Below are 18,330 nucleotides of genomic sequence, written 5' to 3'. Positions count from 1 at the left end.
GGCTTTTCGGTCCTGCTTTCTCGTCAGGCGCGGGGCAGTCGCGGGATGGTGGGGATCGGTGCCGGGGCGGCCGGCTCGTCGACGGCGGCGGCGCGCAGCTCCTCGATGCGGGCGGCGAGCCCGGCCACGGTGGGGGTGTCGAACAGGCTGCGCATCGGCAGCCGCACGCCGGTCGCCTTGCGCATCGCGGCGATCAGCTGCACCGCGACCAGGGAGTTGCCGCCCAGGGCGAAAAAATCGTCGTCGACGCCGACCTCGGTCACGCCGAGCCCGTCCTGCCACACCCGGGCGATGACGGACTCCAACTCGGTGCCGGGCGCCGCGCCGCCGCCGGAGGCGGCGGGGGTGGCGTCGTCGGCGGTGAGGGTGTCGGTGGTGAGGGTGTCGGTGGTGACCCGGCCGGCCCGGCGGCGGATGTCGTCGACGGTCCTGGTGGCGATGACCACCTGGGCCCCGAGGCCGGCGGTGAGGCTGCGCCGGAACGCCTCCGCCCCGTCCACCGGCCGGATGTCCTCGGTCGAGGTCGGCGTGGGCGCGTCCACCTCGGACGGTTGGACGAGACCGCCGGTGACCGCGTCCCGGTCGACGCGGCGCAGCACGAAGTCGCTGACGGCGACCAGCTCCACCCCGTCGGGGTCACGCAGCGACAGGTCGGCGACGACCACCTCGTCGCTGTCACCCGCCCGGTGCCGCAGCTCGCTGGTGAACCGGGTCGGCAACGGTCCGCGCACCACGATCCGGCCGTACGACAGCGGCAGGTAGGTGCCACTGCCCTGGCCCCGGCCGAACGCGGTCGCCACGTCCAGCAACGCGGGGTGCAGGCCCCAGGCGGGCAGCTCGGCGACGGCCGGGGCGGGCGCCTCGATCACCGCCAGCTCGGTGTCCTCGGCGAGGTGGTGTTCGCGCAGGGCGGCCCAGCGCGGCCCGAAGGTGAGCATGCTGCCGCGGCCCCGACCGAACGAGGCGTCGTCGTCCACCCGGCGGCCCACCGCGGACGCCGCCCGTGCCGGTGGCGCCGGCTCGTCGGTCCAGCCGGCCACACCGCGGACGTGGGTGCGCAGTCGACCACCCGCCAGGCTGCGCACGACGAACTCGGTGCCCCCGTCATCGGCCGGCATCAACTCCACCCGGTACTGGGCGACCGTGCCGTCGGGCACCGCGAACGGCTCCAGGAAGACCACGTCCCGCAACTCCACCGCCGCGTCGGGGCCGGGTGCGGGCAGCGCGTCGACCACCGCGGCCCGCACCGCCTCCAGGTGCGCGGTGCCCGGGACCACCGGCACGCCGCCGATGCGGTGCTCGTCGAGCATCCAGTGGCTGCTGGCCGAGACCAGGCCGTGCAGCACCGTCTCCGCCGGCCCGGTGACCTTCGTGGCGAGGACCGGGTGGTCGACCGCGCTGGTCACCGTGTCGCGACCGGCCGCCCGGAACCCGGCCGGCGCGGCGGTCTCCACGGCCATGCCCACCTCGGCCCAGCCACCCCAGTTCTGCGACAGCACCGGCGACCGCCAGCCCGCGCCGGAGCGGGCGTGCGCGTCCAGGAACGCGTTGGCGGCGCAGTAGTCGACCTGCCCGAAGCCGCCGACGACAGCGGTGATCGACGAACAGAGCACCACGAAGTCCAGCGGCAGGTCGCCGAAGACCTGGGCGAGGGCGAGCGTGCCGGCGAGCTTCGGGGCGAGCACCCGCTCGGCGTCGGCCCGTTCCTTGACCTCGGCCATCCCACCACCGGGCAGGCCGGCGGCGTGCACGATGCCGTCCAGACCGCCGTACGCGGACAGCGCCGCGTCGCGGACCCGACGCAGCTCCGCCGGGTCGGTGACGTCGGCGGCGAGCACCAGCACCTCGGCGCCGGCGGACTCCATCCGGCGGATCGCCGCGATGGCCCGCCCCGCCCGGTCGTCGCCGTGCACGGCGAGGTGGTCGTCCCACCGTTCGCGCTCGGGCAGCCCGGAGCGGGCCAGCAGCACCAGCTTCGCCCGCGCCCGGATGGCGAAGTCCTCGGCCAGGGTGATGCCGACGCCGCCGAGACCACCGGTGATCAGGTACCGGCCGCCGTCGCGCAGCGCGCCCGGATCCCCCTCCGCGTCGATCGTCACCTGCTCCACGTCGGCCCGCCAGCGCCGCCCACCCCGCAGGGCCACCTCGGGCTCCCGGGGGCGGCGCAGCTCGGCGACCACCGCCGCGACACCGTCGTCGGACGGATCCGCGTCGACGAGCCGGACGCTCAGGCCGGGCAGCTCGGCGGGGAGCACCCGGGCCAGCCCGGCCAGGGTGGCGTGCTCCGGTCGGCGCAGGTCGTCACCGCGTACGTCGCCGGTGCCGGTGGTGACCAGCTCCAGGGCGACGCCGTCCTCGGCACCGGTCAGGCCGGCGCCGGCGAGCGCCTGCACGAGGTGCAGAGCGCTGAAGAAGCCCCACTCCTGGGCCGCCCAGGTCGCCGCGATGTCGATGCCGGCGGGTACGCCGTCGAGGGTGAACGCGTGCACCACCCGGGCCGGCGGCACGCCACCGTCGGCGGTGAGCGCGGCCACCAGGTCGTCGTAGTCGGCGCGTACCCCCGGGCGGAGCCGGTAGTCGCCGTCGGCGGCGAACGCGTCGCCGGGGCGCACCACGACCGGGTCGGCGCCGGCGGCCCGCAGGCCGGCGACCAGCGCGTCGCCGCGCGGACCGGCGGTCAACACCAGGCAGCGGCCCAGCGGCACGGTCGGCGGCAGCGGCGCGGCCTGCCGCCACACCGGCACGGCGAACCACTGCGGCAACGGTCGCGGCCCCACCTCGACCGGGGCGGTCACGACCGGCTGCTCCGGATCCGGGTCGATCCAGAAGCGGCGGCGCTCGAAGGGGTATGTGGGCAGCGGCACCCGCCGGGCCGCCGGGTCGTCGTCGAAGCGCACGGGCACGGCGGCGGACCAGAGCGCGCCAGCGGCGCCGAGCAGGGTGGCCAGGTCGCCGGTGCCGTCGCCCGGCCCGGGCAGGCTGCTCAGCGGGGCGAGCTGGCGCTGCTCCGGGGCGGCCCTGGCCACCTGCATCCGGGCCAGGCTGGCCAACTGCCGGCCGGGGCCGCACTCAAGCAGCTGCCAGGTGCCCGCCGTCAGCAGGGTGGCGACGCAGTCGCCGAACCGGACCGGCTGCCGCAGGTGCGCAGCCCAGTACGCCGGGTCGGTGGCCTGCTCGGCGGTGATCCAGGCGCCGGTGACGTTGGACAGGAACGGCAGCGTCGGCGGGCGCAGCGTGACCGTGCCCATCAGCGCCGTGAAATCGGCCAGGATCGGGTCCATCATCGGCGAGTGGAAGGCGTGCGAGGTGCGCAGCATCTTGCTCTTGCCATCCAGCGTGGCGGCGAACGCCTCGACCGCGGCGGTCGGGCCGGCCACCACGCAGGTGCCCGGGCCGTTGACGGTGGCGACCGCCAGCTCCGCGGGCAGGTGCGCGGCGACCACCGACTCGTCCAGCGCCACCGCCAGCATCGACCCGGTCGGCACCGACTGCATGAGCCGGCCCCGACCGGCGACCACCCGCAGCGCGTCGGGCAGGCTCAGCACGCCGGCGATGGTGGCGGCGACGTACTCGCCGATGGAGTGGCCGATCATCGCGGCCGGCCGCACCCCGGCGGCCTGCCAGAGGACGGCCAGGGCGTACTCGACGGTGAACAGGGCCGGCTGGGTGTAGCGGGTCTCGACGAGGCGCTCCCCCGCCGCCGGGTCGCGGCCGAGGATCAGGTCACGCAGGTCCAGGCCGAGTTCGGGGCGGAGCAGCTCGGCGCACTCGTCGACGGCGGCCGCGAAGCTGGGCTGCTCGGCGTAGAGCTGCGCACCCATGCCGGCATACTGGGCGCCCTGACCGCTGAACAGGAAGCCCACCTTCGGGGCGGGACTGACGGTCACCGGCTCCGGCCCGCGCTTGCGGGCACGCAGGGCGGCGGCAGCCGAAACCAGGTCGGTGGCGACCACCGCGCGGCGGTGCGCGTACTGCCGGCGGCCGACGCGCAGGGTGTGCGCGATGTCGGCGAGGTACTCCGGCCCGGCGTCGGCCGCGCTGTCCAGGTGATCGGCGAGGCGCCGCACCGCCGCGTCCAGGGCGGTGGGGGTGGCCGCGGAGACCTGGAGCAGGTGCGCCGGGCGCACCCGCCGGTCGTCCCGGTACGCCGCCGGCGCCTCCTCCAGCACCACGTGCGCGTTGGTGCCGCCGATGCCGAACGAGCTGACCCCCGCCCGGCGCGGCCCGCCGTCGGCGTCCCACTTGGTCAGCGTGTTCGCCACGAAGAACGGGGTGTCGGCGAACTCGACCGCCGGGTTCGGCGTCTCGAAGTTGATCGTCGGTGGGATCAGACCGTGCTCCATGGCCAGCACCGTCTTGATCACGCTGACGATGCCCGACGGCTGGCTGAGGTGCCCGATGTTCGACTTCACCGAGCCAATGCCGCACCAGCCCCGCTCGTCGGTGTCCTTCGAGTAGACCGCGGAGAGCGCGGCCACCTCGATCGGGTCGCCCATCGCCGTGCCGGTGCCGTGTGCCTCGACGTAGGTGATGGTGCGCGGGTCGACGTCGGCCATCGCCACGGCCTGGGCGACCACCGCCATCTGCCCGTCGACGCTCGGCGCGGTGAAGCCGACCTTGCCGGCGCCATCGTTGTTGATCGCGTTGCCGAGCACCACGGCGCGTACGGTGTCGCCGTCGGCGATGGCGTCGGAGAGCCGCTTGAGCAGGGTCACCCCGACCCCGCTGCCCCACACCGTGCCGTTCGCGTCGGCGTCGAACGGGCGGCACCGGCCGTCAGGCGAGGTGAAGCCCTCCATCCCCAGGTAGCCGACGTGCGGCAGCTCGATGTTCACCCCGCCGGCCAGGGCCATGTCGCACTCGCCGTTGCGCAGCGCCTCGCAGGCCAGGTGGAAGGCGACCAACGAGGTCGAGCAGGCGGTGTGCACGGTCATGCTGGGCCCACGCAGGTCCAGCCGGTACGACACGTTGGTGGCCACGTAGTTCGGCGAGTTGCCGGTGGCGATGGACACCGCGGTGTGCGGGTTGCCGCCGGCCCGCTGGTTACGCAGCACGTTGCGCTGCAGGTACGTGTTGCCGCCGGTGCCCGCGTACACGCCGACCGCGCCGTCGTAGCGCGACGGGTCGTAGCCGGCGTCCTCCAGCGCGGTGTGGCAGGTCTCCAGGAACAGCCGGTGCTGCGGGTCGGTCAGCTCGGCCTCCCGGCTGGTCATCCCGAACAACCCGGCGTCGAACTCGTCGTACCCGTCGACCAGCGGGGCGCGGTTGACCCAGCCCGGATCGTCGACCTCGTTGACTGTCGCGCCCCGGGCCAACTGCTCCTCGCGGGTCAGCTCGGTCGCCGACTCGACGCCGTCGACCAGGTTGCGCCAGAACTCGTGCACGTCGGCGGCGCCGGGTAGGCGCGCGGCGAGGCCGACGATCGCGATCGGTTCGATGCCCTCGTCCGCCAGGTCATTGGCGTCGTCGGGCCGTGTGGTCGGGTTGCTCATCAGGCTGTCCTTCGTCACGCGGTGCCGCCAGGGCGGCGGGGAGGGATACGGCGGGTACGGCCACGGCGGGCGGCGGCCCGCATCGCGGCCCTGGCCAGCTCCGGCCGGTCGGCGGCGCCGTCCAGGCTGGCGGCGAGGGCCCGGACGGTGGGATGGCGGAACAGGTCGAGCATCCGGATCGAGCGGCCGGTGGCGGCGGTCAGCCGGGCGTGCACGGCGGCGAGCGCCAGCGAGTGGCCGCCGATATCGAAGAAGTTGTCGGTGACGCCGACGCGGTCCCGCTCGAGGACCTCCCGCCAGATGCCGGCGATCAGCTCCTCGGTCTCGGTGAGCCCGTCCGGTCCGGCGGGCAGCAGACCGGACGGCGGGCCGGAGGCCTCCGCACCGGCGACGGTCATGGCACCGAGCTGCGGCACCCGTACGGTGGGCCGGGGCAGGTCCCCGGCCACCGTACGGGTCGGCGCGTGCGGCGCGGCGGCCAGCGCGTCCACCAGGTCCGCCAGGTCGGCGAGCAGGTCCTCGATCCGAGTGGCGTCGAAAAGGTCGGGGTTGTAGACCACCTCGATCCCGGCCCGGCCGTCGCGCTCCACCACGTAGACGGTGATGTCGAACGGCGAGCCGGGCTTCGGCACGGCCACCGGCTCGGCGCTCAGCCCGCTCAGGTCCAGCCGGGGCGGGGCGAAGTTGAGCACGTTGAACAGCACCTGCACCAGCGGCGCCCGGGCGGTGTCCCGGCCGACGCCCAGTGCCTCGACGATGCGTTCCAGTGGCGCGCCGGGGTGCGCCGTGGCCTCGTGCAGCTCGCCGGCGCACCGATCGACCAGCTCGGCGAAGCTCGCGCCGCCGGTCCGTACCCGGACCGGCACGGTGTCGATGAAGAAGCCGACCACGTCGTCGAAGGCGGCCAGCCGCCGGTCGGCGACGATCGCCCCGAGCACGTGGTCGTCGCCGCCGGTGAGCCGGGCGATCAGCTCACCGAAGGCGGCCAGCAGCACCGCGGCGACCGTGGTGCCGCGCCGCTCGGCCAGCTCCCGCACGGCGTGGTCGGCCGGCGCCGACAACCGGACGGACGCCTCCGCGCCCGCGTAGGTCTGCACCGCCGGCCGGGGCCGGTCGCGGGGCAGCTCCACAACGGTGGGCGCGCCGCTCAGGTGCCCGGCCCACCAGGCCAGGTCGGCCTGGCCCCGACGCCGGTCCCGCGCGTCCCGCCACACCGCGTAGTCGGCGTAGCGGGCGCGCAGCTCCGGCAGCGCCGGCGGCTGGCCGGCCACCGCCCGGCCGTACCCGGTGGCCAGGTCGTCGTAGCAGACCCGCTCGGACCACCCGTCGAAGACCGCGTGGTGCCAGGTGACCGCCAGCACGTGCTCGTCCGGCCCGAGCCGGTAGACGGTCACCTGCCAGGGTGGCCCGGTGGCCAGGTCGAACGGGTGCGCGGCACCGGCGGCGAGCATCCGGGCCAGCTCCGCCTCCCGGTGGGCGCTGTCGGTCAGGTCGACCACCGGCACCGCCACGTCGGTGGGCTCCGCGCAGACCGCGTACGGCACGCCGCCGGTCTGCGGGATGCGCCACCGCAGCACGTCGTGCCGGACGGCCACGGCCCGCAGCGCGGCGCCGAGCGCGGCCGTGTCCAGCGGCCCGCGCAACCGGTGCGCCACCGCGATGTTGTACGGCGCGCTGGACGGCGCGAGCTGGTCGACGAACCAGAGCCGGCGCTGCGGCGGGGAGAGCGTCGGCGGGTTGCCGGTACTCAACTCGTCGCCGGCGCTCGGCGCGACGGCGACCTGCTCGACCAACCGGCCGAAGCCGCGCAGCGCGAACACCTCCCGGGTGTCCACCTGCCGGCCCAGCTCGGCGCGCAGGGCGGCCACCAGCCGCATCGCCACGATGGAGTTGCCACCGGCGGCGAGGAAGTCGGTGTCCGGGCCCGGCGGCGCGCCCAGCAGCCGGGTCCAGATCCCGGCCACCGTCGCCGCGACCGGGTCACCGGTCACGTCGGCGGGCACCGCCGCGTCGCCCGGCTCGGCCGGGGGGGCGGTGAGGGCGGTGACGGCCAGCGCCCGCAACGCCGGCCGGTCCAGCTTGCCGCTGGTCGGGCTCACCGGCAGCGCGGCGCGGCGCAGCACCCGGGCCGGCAGCATCGCGGCGGTCAGCCGACTGCCAGCGTACGCGCGCAGCCGCGCGTCGTCGGGCGCGTCCGCCGGGGTGAGGAACGCGACCAGTTCGGTGCCGGCCGGCCCGGCCACCGCCTCGACGGCCACCGAGGCGACGCCGGGCAGGTCGGCCAGCACCGCCTCGACCTCACCCAGCTCGATCCGCTGCCCCCGGATCTTGACCTGCCGGTCGGCCCGGCCGAGGTAGACGATCCGCCCGTCCGAGTCGTGGCGGACCAGGTCACCGGTGCGGTACAGGCGCTCACCGGGCAGGCCGGAGAACGGATCAGGGACGAAGCGCTCGGCGGTCAGCGCGGGGCGGCCCAGGTAGCCGTCGGCCAGCCCGGGCCCGCCGATCAGCAGCTCACCGGTCTCCCCCACCGGCACCGGGTCCAGCGCGGCGTCCACCACGTACGCACGGTGGTTGGGCAGCGGCCGGCCGATCGGCACCGGGTCCGTCTCGGTGGCGCTCAACGGGCCGCTGACCGCCAGCACCGTGGTCTCCGTCGGCCCGTACCCGTTGAGGAAACGCCGGCCGGGCGACCAACGCGCGGCCAACGCGGCCGGGACGGCCTCGCCACCGCACAGCACCGTGCGCCAGTCGGGCACCTCCGCCGGGTCGAGCATGGCCAGCACGGTGGGCGTGATGAAGCCCCAGTTCACCTCGTGCGCGACGATGAACCGGGCCAGGCGCACCGGGTCGGCGCGGTCCTCGGCGCCGAGCAGCTGCACGGTGCCGCCGAGCAGCAGCGGGACGAACAGGTCCATGGTGGCCGCGTCGAAGCCCAGCGAGGCGATGCCCAGGCTGCGCACGCCGGCGTCCGCTCCGCTGAGCGCGACCACGCCGCTGACGAACTCGACCACATTGCGGTGGGTGGTGAGCACACCCTTGGGTCGGCCGGTGGAGCCGGAGGTGAACAGCACGTACGCCGGATCGCCGGGGCGGGCCGGGCACGGCGCGAGGGGAGCCGGCCCGGGCAGGCCGATCGCCTCGACGCCGGGCGCGCCGCCGAACTCGGCCTCCGCGGCCTCGCCCACCACCAGGGACAGGCCCGCGTCGGCGGCGATCCCGCGCAACCGCCGACGCGGGCCGCCCGGCTCCAGCGGCACGTAACAACCGCCGGCCAGCAGCACACCGAGCACGGTGGCCACCAAGTCGGGTCGGCGGGTGCCGCACACACCCACCCGGGTCTGCCGACCGACCCCTCGGGCACGCAGCGCGGCGGCCACCCCGGCGGCCCGGGACAGCAGCTCGGCATAGCTGAGCCGGATGTCCCACTGGCGCACGGCCACCGCGTCCGGAGTGCGGGCGGCCTGCGCCACGACCAGCTCGGCGAGCGTCGCGTCCGGCCAGGGCAGCGACTCGCCCCGCACGGCGCTGACAGACAGGATGTCGGTCACGCGTTCCCCCCGGGGTAGCTGCTCGGATCGGTGACCTGCAGGCGGAGCTCGTTGACGTACCCGCGGCCCCCCGCGTCGGTCACCCAGCTGTCACCGGGCGTCGGCAGCAACTCGGTGACCACGATCGCGACGTCCGGCCCGGTACGGGCGGCGGCGTCGACCATCGCGCACAGCGACTGGGCGTAGAGCGGGCCGGTCAGGTCCACATAGCAGGGCTTGACCTCGGTGCCGAGCTTCACGAACACCCGCTCCGGCAGGCCGAGCCGGGCACGCCACCGGCGCACCGCGAGGAACCGGCCGGCCTCCCCCTTCACCCCGGCCAGACCGCTGTCCCCCACCGTGGCCCGCCACGTCCGCCGGGCCACCACCAGGCGGTCGATGGTGATCCGGGGCGTGTGGGGCGCCGGGTCGAGCAACTTGAAGCTGTCCAGCAGCAACGACCCGAGCAGGTTGGCGAAGACCTCCACCAGCGGCCAGCGGCTGCCGTCGGGCAGCACCGCCTCCAGCCGGTCACCCGCCGGCACCACCCGCACCTCGGTGGCGGGGACCAACCGGTCGATCTCACCGCCGCGGGCGGTGTCGATGCCGAGCTGCCGGTCGGCCGCGCTGTTCAGCCCGTACGTGGTGCGGGTGGTCACCCGCGGGAAGCCCTCGGGGTAGAGCACCCGGACCCGGGCCGGGCCGAGGTCGGCGTCCAGCCCGGCGCGCAGCGCCACCGGGTCCGGGTGGAACGGCACGAAGACCGCGCTGTCGAAGGGCACGTGAGCCGGGTGCAGCTCGCCCAGCACCAGCAGGAACTCACCCCGGTTCAACGCGTCCAGGTCGACGGCGCTGATCTGCACGTCCGGGCCGTGGATCCGGCCGGACGGCCAACCCGGCGCGGTCGCCGGAAACACCCGGTGGGCCCGCTCGGTCAGCTCCGCGGCGCTGAGCCGCAGCTCCGACTGCCCCGGCGGCAGCGCGGCCAGGTCGAACAACTCCGCCCAGCGGGCGGTGAAGCCGGCCCCAGCGGCTGCCAGTGGCCCCTCCGGGGCGAGCAGCAGCCCCTGGGCCAGGGACCAGACGTCGGCCAGCCGCACCGGCCCGTCGGCGCGCAACTCCTCGTACAGCTCGCCGAGGAGTCGTTCGCAGGCGGCACCGATCTCCGCGGTCAGCCACCGCGCGGCCTGGAGCAGCACGGCCAGCGGCGCGGCGAGGGCATCGAGCACCCCCGCGCCGACGGTCACGCTGAGATCCCGGGTGGTCTCCTCGTACACCACGGTCCGGCCGGCGTACATCTGACCGGCCTGCCGGGTGGCGGGCCGGCCGGTGACCTCGGTGAACTCCGCGTTCAGCGCCTCCAGTGCGGCGCCCAACCGGTCCGGGTCGCCGGCCGCCGCGGCGACGTCGTCGCGGCGCGCACAGAGCCGTTCGAAGCCGTCGATCACCTCGGCGCGCAGGTCGGCCGCGCCGATCGCGTCCAGCCGCTCCCGCAGCACCTGCTCGGCCCGGGGGCTGATCGGCAGACCGGCGTCCCAGGTCAGCAGGCCACGCTCGACCAGTCGGTCGAGCAGCAGGTACGCGTCGGCGGCGGAGCGCAGGCCGGCGTCGCCGTCGGCGAGGATCCCCTCGACCAGCCGCAGTGCCGACGTACGCCCGTCGCACCCGGCCAGCAGCCGGGCCTCCAGCGTGGACAGCTCCACCGGGGGGTGCAGCGGCCGGTGCAGCCGCCGGCCCTCCACCGTCAGGTGCGGCGCCAGCGCCGGCGCCCACCAGCGACGCACGTCCAGGTCGTCGGCGAGCCGATCGGCGTACGCGATCAACGCCCACGCCTCGAAGCGCACCAACCGGCCCGACAGCAGCCCCGGCCCCGGCCGCAGCCGGGTCGGCTCCTCAGCGGGATCGAGGACGCCCCAGCAGACCGGGCCGAAGAAGCCGATCGTCTCGGCCTTGCCGCAGTAGCGCTGCCAGTAGCGCAGCAGGCTTAGCTCGCGCCGGCGCCGCCAGTGGTTGCGCACCGACGGATCGGTACGCAGCAACCCGTCCAGGGCGGTCACCATGGCCGGGTTCTGCCAGGTGACCGCCTCGCGCAGCAGCGGGTCGGCGGCGATCTCGCCGGCGGTCACCGAGGCCCCGGCCAGGGCCTCGGTGAACGTCTTGTCGAAAAGGTCTGCGGTGTCCTCGCCGGCCAGCAGCGCGTCCGCGGCGGCGGCGGCCTCCGGGGCGGCGAAGGCGGCCAGGCCGTCGGCCGGAAAGCCGGCGGTACGCAGCACCACGTCGCGCCAGACCGACCAGCCCGTCGTGCCAAGGGGCAACAGGTGGTTCATCGAATCAGCTCCGGCTTGTCGGTGTCCACGATGTGCAGTCGTAGTTCGCTGAAGTAGCGCCGGCCCGCCGCGTCGGGCACCCAGGCGTCCTGCGGGGTGGGCAGCATCTCGCTGACCACCAGCGTCGTGGCGTCTCCGCCGTCCCGACCGGCCGCCCGCACCATCGCGCAGAACATCGTGGCGAAGGCGGGACTGCTCAGGTCGACGAAGCAGGGCTTGGTCTCGGTGCCGAGCTTGACGTACACCTGCTCCGGCAGGCCCAGCCGGCGCCGCCAGTCCCGCACGGCCAGGAAGCGGGCCCGCTCCCCGGTCACCGCGCCCAGGCCGCACGCGCCGACCGTGGTCCGCCAGGTCTGCCGCGCCACCACCAGCCGGTCCAGGGTGATCCGCGGGGTGTACGGCGCGGCGGCGACCAGTTTGAAGCCGTCGACCGTGTGTGTGCTGAGCAGCCCGGCGCAGACCTCGGTCAGCGACCAACGCTGCCCGTCGGCGGCGGCGACCACCAGCCGACCCGCCTCGTCGTGCACGGTCAGCGCCACGGTGGGCAGCACCCGGTCCGGGTCGGCGTTGGGTGCCGGCGCGAACGCCAACTGCCGGTCGGTCGGGCCGATCAGCGCCTCCGCGACCCGGCTCGTGCGCCGCGGCCAGTCGGTGGGGAAGAGCAGCCGGATCCGGTGCGGACCGAGGTCGGCGGCCAGCGCGTCGCGCAGCCGCTCCGCGTCCGGGTGCGACGGGGTCAACGCCTGGCAGTCGAACGACGGCCAGGCGGCGTGCAGCTCGCCGAGCACCACGGTGTAGTCGCCCCGGGCCAGCGCGGCCGCGTCGGCCGCGCAGATCTGCAGGTCGGGGCTGTGCAGCCGGGCGTTGGACCAGTCCGTCCGCACGGCCGGGAAGGCCTCGTCGACCCGGGCGGCCAGGTTCGCCACGTCGAGACGCACCTCGGTGGTGCCGGGAGGCTGCCGATCCAGCTCGAACAGCTCCGCCCAGCGGGCGGCGAACTGAGCGGCGACCGCGTCCACCGGGCGCTCACGGTTGCCCCAGAACAGCCCCTGGACCAGGAACCACAGGTCGGACAGGGCGACCGGGGCGTCGCCGGCCTCGGCGCGCAGCTCCTCGTACAGCTCCCGGAACACCGCCCCGTACGCGTCCTCGAGCGCGACGGCCAGCCAGCGGGCGGCCCGCAGCAGCACGGCCAGCGGCGCGGCGACGGAGTCCAGCAGCGGCGCTCCGAAGACCACGTCCAGGTCCCGGCTGGTGTCCTCGTAGCAGAGGGTCCGGCCGGCGTACATCTGTCCGGCCCGGCGCTGCGCGGACTGGCCGGTCAGGTCGGTGAACGTCGCGTCGAGCGCGTCGAGGGCCACCCGCAGCCGGTCCGGGTCGCCGGCCGCCGCGGCGACCGCGTCCCGGGCGGCGCAGAGCCGGTCGAAGCCGGCCTGGGCGGCGGCCCGGGCCGGGGTGTCGCCGACGGCGGCGATCCGCTGCCGCAGCACCTCCTCGGCGGCCGGACTGACCGGCAGTTCGGCGTCCCAGGTGACCAGCTCGCGCTGCACCAGCCGGTCCAGCAGCGCGTACCCGTCCTCCGGTCGGCGCAGCCCGATGCTCGGGTCGGTCACCACGTCGCGGGCGGTGCGGTGGCCGTCGGCGGCGGCGAGCAGGGCCGCCTCCACCGGGGACAGCGGGACGGGGGGGCGGCCCGGCCGACGCACCTCCCGGCCGACGAGGCACAGGTGCGGGGCGAGCCGGGGCGCCCACCAACGGCGCACCGCCGGGTCCTGACCGATCCGCTCGGCGTACGCGGTCAGCGCCCAGGACTCGAACCACACCCAGCGGCTGCGGGTCAGCGCGGCGCCGGGGCGCACCTGCGCCGCCACGGGCAGCTCGGGGTCGATGGTGGCCCAGCAGCTCGGCCCGAAGAAGCCGACGGTCTCGTTCTTGCCGCAGTACCGCTGCCAGTACTTGAGCAGCATGCGTTCCCGTTCCCGGCGTCGCACGTTGCGGACGGCGTCGGGGCCGCCCCGGGCCAGGCCGTCGAGGGCGATCAGCGCACTCCGGTTCTGCCAGGTGACCGCCTCGCGCAGCAGCGGGTCGGCGGCCAGCTCGCTCAGCCCCCGGCCGGTGGCGGCGATCGCCTCGGCGAACTCCTTGTCGAACAGGCCGGCACCGGTGCCGGTGGCGAGCAGCTCGTCGGCCGCGGCGGCGGCCTGCGGGGCGGCGAGCATGGTCAAGCCCTCGGCGGGGAAGCCAGTGCTGCGCAGGATGGCGTCGCGCCACACCGACCAGCCGGTGTCGCCCAGCGGCACCCGGTGCCCGTCCGCCGCGGCGCGCGCCGGCCCGCCCGACGTCGGGGTGCGAGCGGACTTCCGGTCGAGCGCGGCGCGCAGGTCGGCGCGGATCGCCGCGGCCAGCTCGGGCAGCGCGTCGTGCAGGAAGAAATGCCCGCCGTCCAGCTCGTGCAGTGCGCAGCCGGCGGAGGTGTGCTCCCGCCAGGCGGCACTCTGCTCCCGGGTGACCGCCTGGTCGTCGCGCCCGCTGAACACCACGATCGGCACCGGCAGCGGCTCCTCGGGGCGGTACCGGTAGCCGTCCACCCGCTCGAAGTCGGCGCGCAGCAACGGCAGCAGCAGCTCGACCAGCTCGGGATGCTCCAGCACCTCGGCAGGCAGCCCGCCGCCGGCGCGCAGCCGGCGCAGCAGCTCCTCGTCGTCCACCTGGGACAGCCCGTCGAAGGCGCTGGGCGCGCTGATGTGCGGGGCGCGGGCGCCACCGACGTAGAGCCGCAGGGGCAGCGCGTGCCCGCCTCGGCGCAGCTCGCGGACCACGTCGAAGCCGAGCCGGCCGCCCATCGAGTGGCCGTAGATCGCGTACGGTCCGTCGACCCGCTCGGCGATGGCGGTGGCCACGTCGGCGACCCGGAACCGGGGGTTCTCGTTGATCCGGTTCTCCCGGCCGGGTAACTGCACCGGCAGCACCTCGACGTCCGGGCCGAAACAGCTCGGGAAGTGCCGGAAGGCGCTGGCGCCAGCACCGGCGTAGGGCAGGCAGAGCAATTGCACCGGTGCCGGATCGCGGCTGCCGGCGGAGAGGAACCAGGTCACCGCACGCCTTTCTGAGGAGGATCGATCCAGTACCGCCGCCGCTGGAAGGGGTAGGTGGGCAGCGAGGTGCGTCGGATGGCGTCGGCCGGCTGCAGGGCCGTCCAGTCCAGGTGTTGGCCCGCCACCCAGCTGGCGGCCAGTTCGCGCAGCGCGCCGGGCGGGCCGGCGACCCGGGTGTCGGTGCGGAGCAGCTCGTCGAGCGCGGCGACCGCGCCGGCCGCGTCGATGGCGACCACCGCCGCCCGGCAGCCGAACTCGCGCCGGCCCAGCGCCAGCGTCGCGGCGACGTCGGCGAGGGTGGGTGCCGTGCCGGCCAGGTGCCGCCGCAGCCGACCGAGCGCCGCCCGCAACGCCACCGGGGTACGCGCCGAGACCGGTAGCAGGTGCGCGCCGGGCGCCCCGGGGTCCGGTGGCTCCACCGGAGGTGGCTGCTCCACCACGACGTGCGCGTTGGTGCCGCCCAGCCCGAACGAGCTGACCCCGGCGACCCGGCGCGGCGCGTCCGGCCAGTCCCGCACCTTCGTCGGCACGTAGAACGGGCCGGCGGCCAGGTCGATCTCCGGGTGCGGCCGGGTGAAGTGCAGGTTCGGCGGGATGACACCGTGCTGCACGGCGAGCACCGCCTTGATCAGCCCGGCGATGCCGGCCGCGGCGTCGAGGTGGCCGATGCTGGTCTTCACCGAGCCGAGCGCGCAGGTCTCGGCCGGCGCGGTGCCCTCGTACACCTCGTGCAGCGCGGCCACCTCGATGGCGTCGCCGAGCGGCGTACCGCTGCCGTGCGCCTCGATGAGGCGGACCTCGCCGGGGGTCACCTCGGCGGCGGCGAGCGCGCCGGCCACCGCGGCGGCCTGCCCGGCCGGGCCGGGCACGGCGAAGCCGGCCCGGTCGGCGCCGTCGTTGGTGACGGCCCAGCCGGGCAGGATCGCGAGGACCCGGTCGCCGTCGGCGCGCGCGTCGGCGAGGCGGCGCAGCGCCACCACTCCCGCGCCGGAGCCGAAGCCGGCACCCTGGGCGGCCTCGTCGAACGCCCGGCAGCGGCCGTCGGGGGAGGCGAGCCCGCCGGGGGTGTGCCGGTGTCGGGGCCAGGTGACGCTCACGCCGCCGGCCAGGGCGAGGTCGCACTGGTAGTCGGCGAGGCTCTGCGCCGCGAGACAGACCGCGACCAGCGAGCTGGAGCAGGCGCTCTGCACCGCCACCGCCGGCCCGGTCAACCCCAGCCGGTACGCGACCTGCCCGGGCAGGTGGTCGGTGAGCTGCCGACCGACCAGCCGGGCCTCCCAGTCGTCCGGGTCGACGTCGCCGACCACGGCGGGGTTGTCCATCAGGTGGAACAGGAAGTAGCGGTTGACGGAGGTGGCGGCGTACACGCCGACCAGACCGGGGAAGCGGTCCGGGTCGTGACCGGCGTCCTCCAACGCCTCCCAGGCGGTCTCCAGGAACAGCCGGTGCTGCGGGTCGGTGCGGGCGGCCTCCTGGTCGCCGAACGAGAAGAACTCCGCGTCGAAGTCGGCGACCCCGTCGAGTCGGCCGGTGGCCTTGACGTGCCGGGGATCGGCGCGCAGGCCGGGGCCGACGCCCAACGCGGCCAGCTCGTCGTCGCTGTGGTCGTGGATGGCGTCCACGCCGGCGCACAGGTTCCACCAGAACGTCGCCGCGTCCGGCGCCCCGGGGAACCGGCCGGCGAGACCGACGACCGCGATCTCGTCCCCGGTGTAGTCGCGCGCGCCGACCGAGGCGGCGGGCGGGCCGACCGGAGCCGGCGGCACGACGGCCGACGTCGACACGGCGGCGGTCGACACGGCGGGGTTCGACCTCGGCACGGCGGGGTTCGACACGGCGGGGTTCGACACGGCGATCGGGGCGGGCACCGGTGGGGTGACCTGCGCGGGCGGGTCGACCAGCCGGGCCTGGGCGGCGACCGTCGGATGGTCGAAGAGCCGCAGCAGCGGCACTCCGACGCCGAACCGTTCGGCCAACCGCTGCTGCACCCGGCCGAGCAGCAACGACTGCCCGCCGACGTCGAAGAAGCTGTCGGTACGGCCGACCGCGTCCCGGCCGAGCACGTCGCACCAGATGTCGTGCACGACCCGCTCGGTCGGCGTGGCCGGACGGTCCGAGACCGGTACGGCCCAGGCCGGGTCGGGCAGCGCCCGCTCGTCGACCTTCCCGCTGACGGTCAGCGGGAACTCGGCGACCGGCACGACGGCGCGGGGCAACGCGTAGTCGGGTAGCTGGCGGGTCAGGGCAGCCCGCAGCGCGGCCGGGTCGGGTGGCGCACCGGCCGGCCGGACGTACGCCAGCAGTTCGCCGCCGCGGGCGATGGCGCGTACCTCGGCGACGCCCGGCTCGGCGGCGAGCACCGCCTCGATCTCGGTCAGCTCGACCCGGAAGCCGCGGACCTTGACCTGCCGGTCGAGCCGGCCGAGACAGCGCAGCTCGCCGGTGGGCAGCAGCTCGCCGAGGTCGCCGGTGCGGTACGCGGGCACGCCGTCGGGGTCACGGCCGAAGGTGTCGCTGCTCTGGCCGAGGTAGCCGGGTGCGAGGTGCGGGCTGCGGACCACGATCTCGCCGTCCGGTGCCAGCCGCAGCGCGTACCCGGGCAGTGCCGTGCCGATCGGCAGCGGGCCGGTGGCCGTCGGGTCGACGTCGGCCAGCGGCAGCACGTGCCGGGCGGCGAACGTCATCTCGGTGGCCCCGTAGCCGTTGACGAGGACGCAGTCCGGGGCGAAGCGTCCCCGGGCGCGGACGGCGTCGGCGTAGGTGGCCTGCTCACCTCCGAGCAGCAGCACCCGGACCCGGTCGAGCCGGTCGACGCCGGGGGCGTCCAGCAGGTGCCGGTAGACGGTCGGGGTGGAGTGGTAGACCGTGACGCCGTGCCGGGCCAGCTGCTCGACGGCGTACGCCAGGCCGTGCCGGCGCAGGTCGACCGGGACGACGGCGGCGCCGGTGAGCAGCGCCGGGTACAGGTCGGGGATGGCCGCGTCGAAGCTGAACGAGGCGAGCAGGCTGAGCCGGTCGTCCGGACGCAGGGCGAGCGTGGCGATCTGGTTGTCCACCACGTGCAAGAGGTTGCGGTGGGTCTGCCCGACGGCCTTGGGTCGGCCGGTGGAGCCCGAGGTGAACAGCACGTACGCGAGGGCGTCCGGGTCGACGGGCACCGGTCGCAGCGGTGCGGGTCGTACGTCGACGGCGGGGACGATCCGCAGGCCGGGACGGTCGGCGGCGAGGCGTCGGGCGAGTTCGGTGTGTTCGCCGCCGCAGAGCAGGGTGGTGACGTCGGCGCCGTCGAGAAGGTGGCGCAGCCGCTGCTCCGGGAAGCCGGGGTCGAGCGGCACGTAGGTGGCGCCTGCGGCGAGCGTGCCGAGGATGGCCGCGATGGTGCCGCCCCCGTGGGCGGTCAGCAGGCCGATCCGGTCGCCGGGCCGTACGCCGGCCGCGGCCAGCAGGTCGGCGTGCCCTCCGGCGAGACCGGCGAGGGTGGCGTAGTCGAGTGGATCGGTGTCGCCGAGCACGGCGGAGCGGTCGCCACCGCGGGCGGCGGACTCGCCGAAACGGTGGACCAGGGTCGAGGTCTTCATCTCAGAACGCGTACGAAGATCCACTATGGACGGACGCGCGGCGATGGACAGCGGTGATCATTCATCCCCCCCAGGACTTCACAATGGAAGGAGCATAGGGTTCGATGGGTGACGCGATAGATCATTGACTAGAGTCGACCCGAAGGGTCTACCGAAGGCTCCGACGAGGGACGGCGAACATCGTCCGATCATCCCCCTGGCGCGGCGCTTGATTTTCGCCTAAAGCGGCCAGCCGCAACCATTCTTCCGGCTCCGTATCATTTGCGTTGAGGAATTTCCCGGCCGAAAGCGCCTCGTCCGAATGACGA

General features: G+C 75.4%; 5 protein-coding genes. All 5 read right to left on the bottom strand.

Annotated features, from left to right (window positions below):
* Positions 1-23: 23 nt before the first annotated feature.
* The 5 genes from AB0H52_RS06810 to AB0H52_RS06790 are packed head-to-tail and all read right to left on the bottom strand — an operon-like array spanning position 24 to position 18,022.
* A complete protein-coding gene (locus AB0H52_RS06810; protein WP_357945721.1) occupies positions 24-5,492 on the bottom strand; it encodes an SDR family NAD(P)-dependent oxidoreductase in 5,469 nt (1,822 codons plus the stop codon).
* Positions 5,493-5,506: 14 nt separating this feature from the next.
* Positions 5,507-9,043, bottom strand: coding sequence for an amino acid adenylation domain-containing protein (locus tag AB0H52_RS06805; RefSeq protein WP_357945718.1), 3,537 nt, complete (start codon positions 9,041-9,043; stop codon positions 5,507-5,509).
* Complete coding sequence (locus AB0H52_RS06800) at positions 9,040-11,349, bottom strand: lantibiotic dehydratase (RefSeq protein WP_151488459.1); 2,310 nt, start codon at positions 11,347-11,349, stop codon at positions 9,040-9,042. Before AB0H52_RS06800 ends, AB0H52_RS06805 begins: the two co-directional genes overlap by 4 nt.
* A complete protein-coding gene (locus tag AB0H52_RS06795) occupies positions 11,346-14,444 on the bottom strand; it encodes a thioesterase domain-containing protein (protein ID WP_151488458.1) in 3,099 nt (1,032 codons plus the stop codon). Before AB0H52_RS06795 ends, AB0H52_RS06800 begins: the two co-directional genes overlap by 4 nt.
* A complete protein-coding gene (locus AB0H52_RS06790; protein WP_151488457.1) occupies positions 14,441-18,022 on the bottom strand; it encodes an AMP-binding protein in 3,582 nt (1,193 codons plus the stop codon). Before AB0H52_RS06790 ends, AB0H52_RS06795 begins: the two co-directional genes overlap by 4 nt.
* Positions 18,023-18,330 lie beyond the last annotated feature (308 nt).

The sequence above is a fragment of the Micromonospora sp. NPDC050695 genome (assembly GCF_040654415.1).
Classification (GTDB): domain Bacteria; phylum Actinomycetota; class Actinomycetes; order Mycobacteriales; family Micromonosporaceae; genus Micromonospora.
The sequence above is the reverse complement of the archived record's forward strand: the minus strand, read 5'-3'. Positions and strand labels throughout refer to the sequence as shown.

What these genes read in the sequence shown, in the direction of transcription:
- AB0H52_RS06800 (WP_151488459.1), bottom strand. Translation starts at nt 11,349, where the DNA reads ATGAACCACCTGTTGCCCCTTGGCACGACGGGCTGGTCGGTCTGGCGC.
- AB0H52_RS06810 (WP_357945721.1), bottom strand. Translation starts at nt 5,492, where the DNA reads ATGAGCAACCCGACCACACGGCCCGACGACGCCAATGACCTGGCGGAC.
- AB0H52_RS06790 (WP_151488457.1), bottom strand. Translation starts at nt 18,022, where the DNA reads ATGAAGACCTCGACCCTGGTCCACCGTTTCGGCGAGTCCGCCGCCCGC.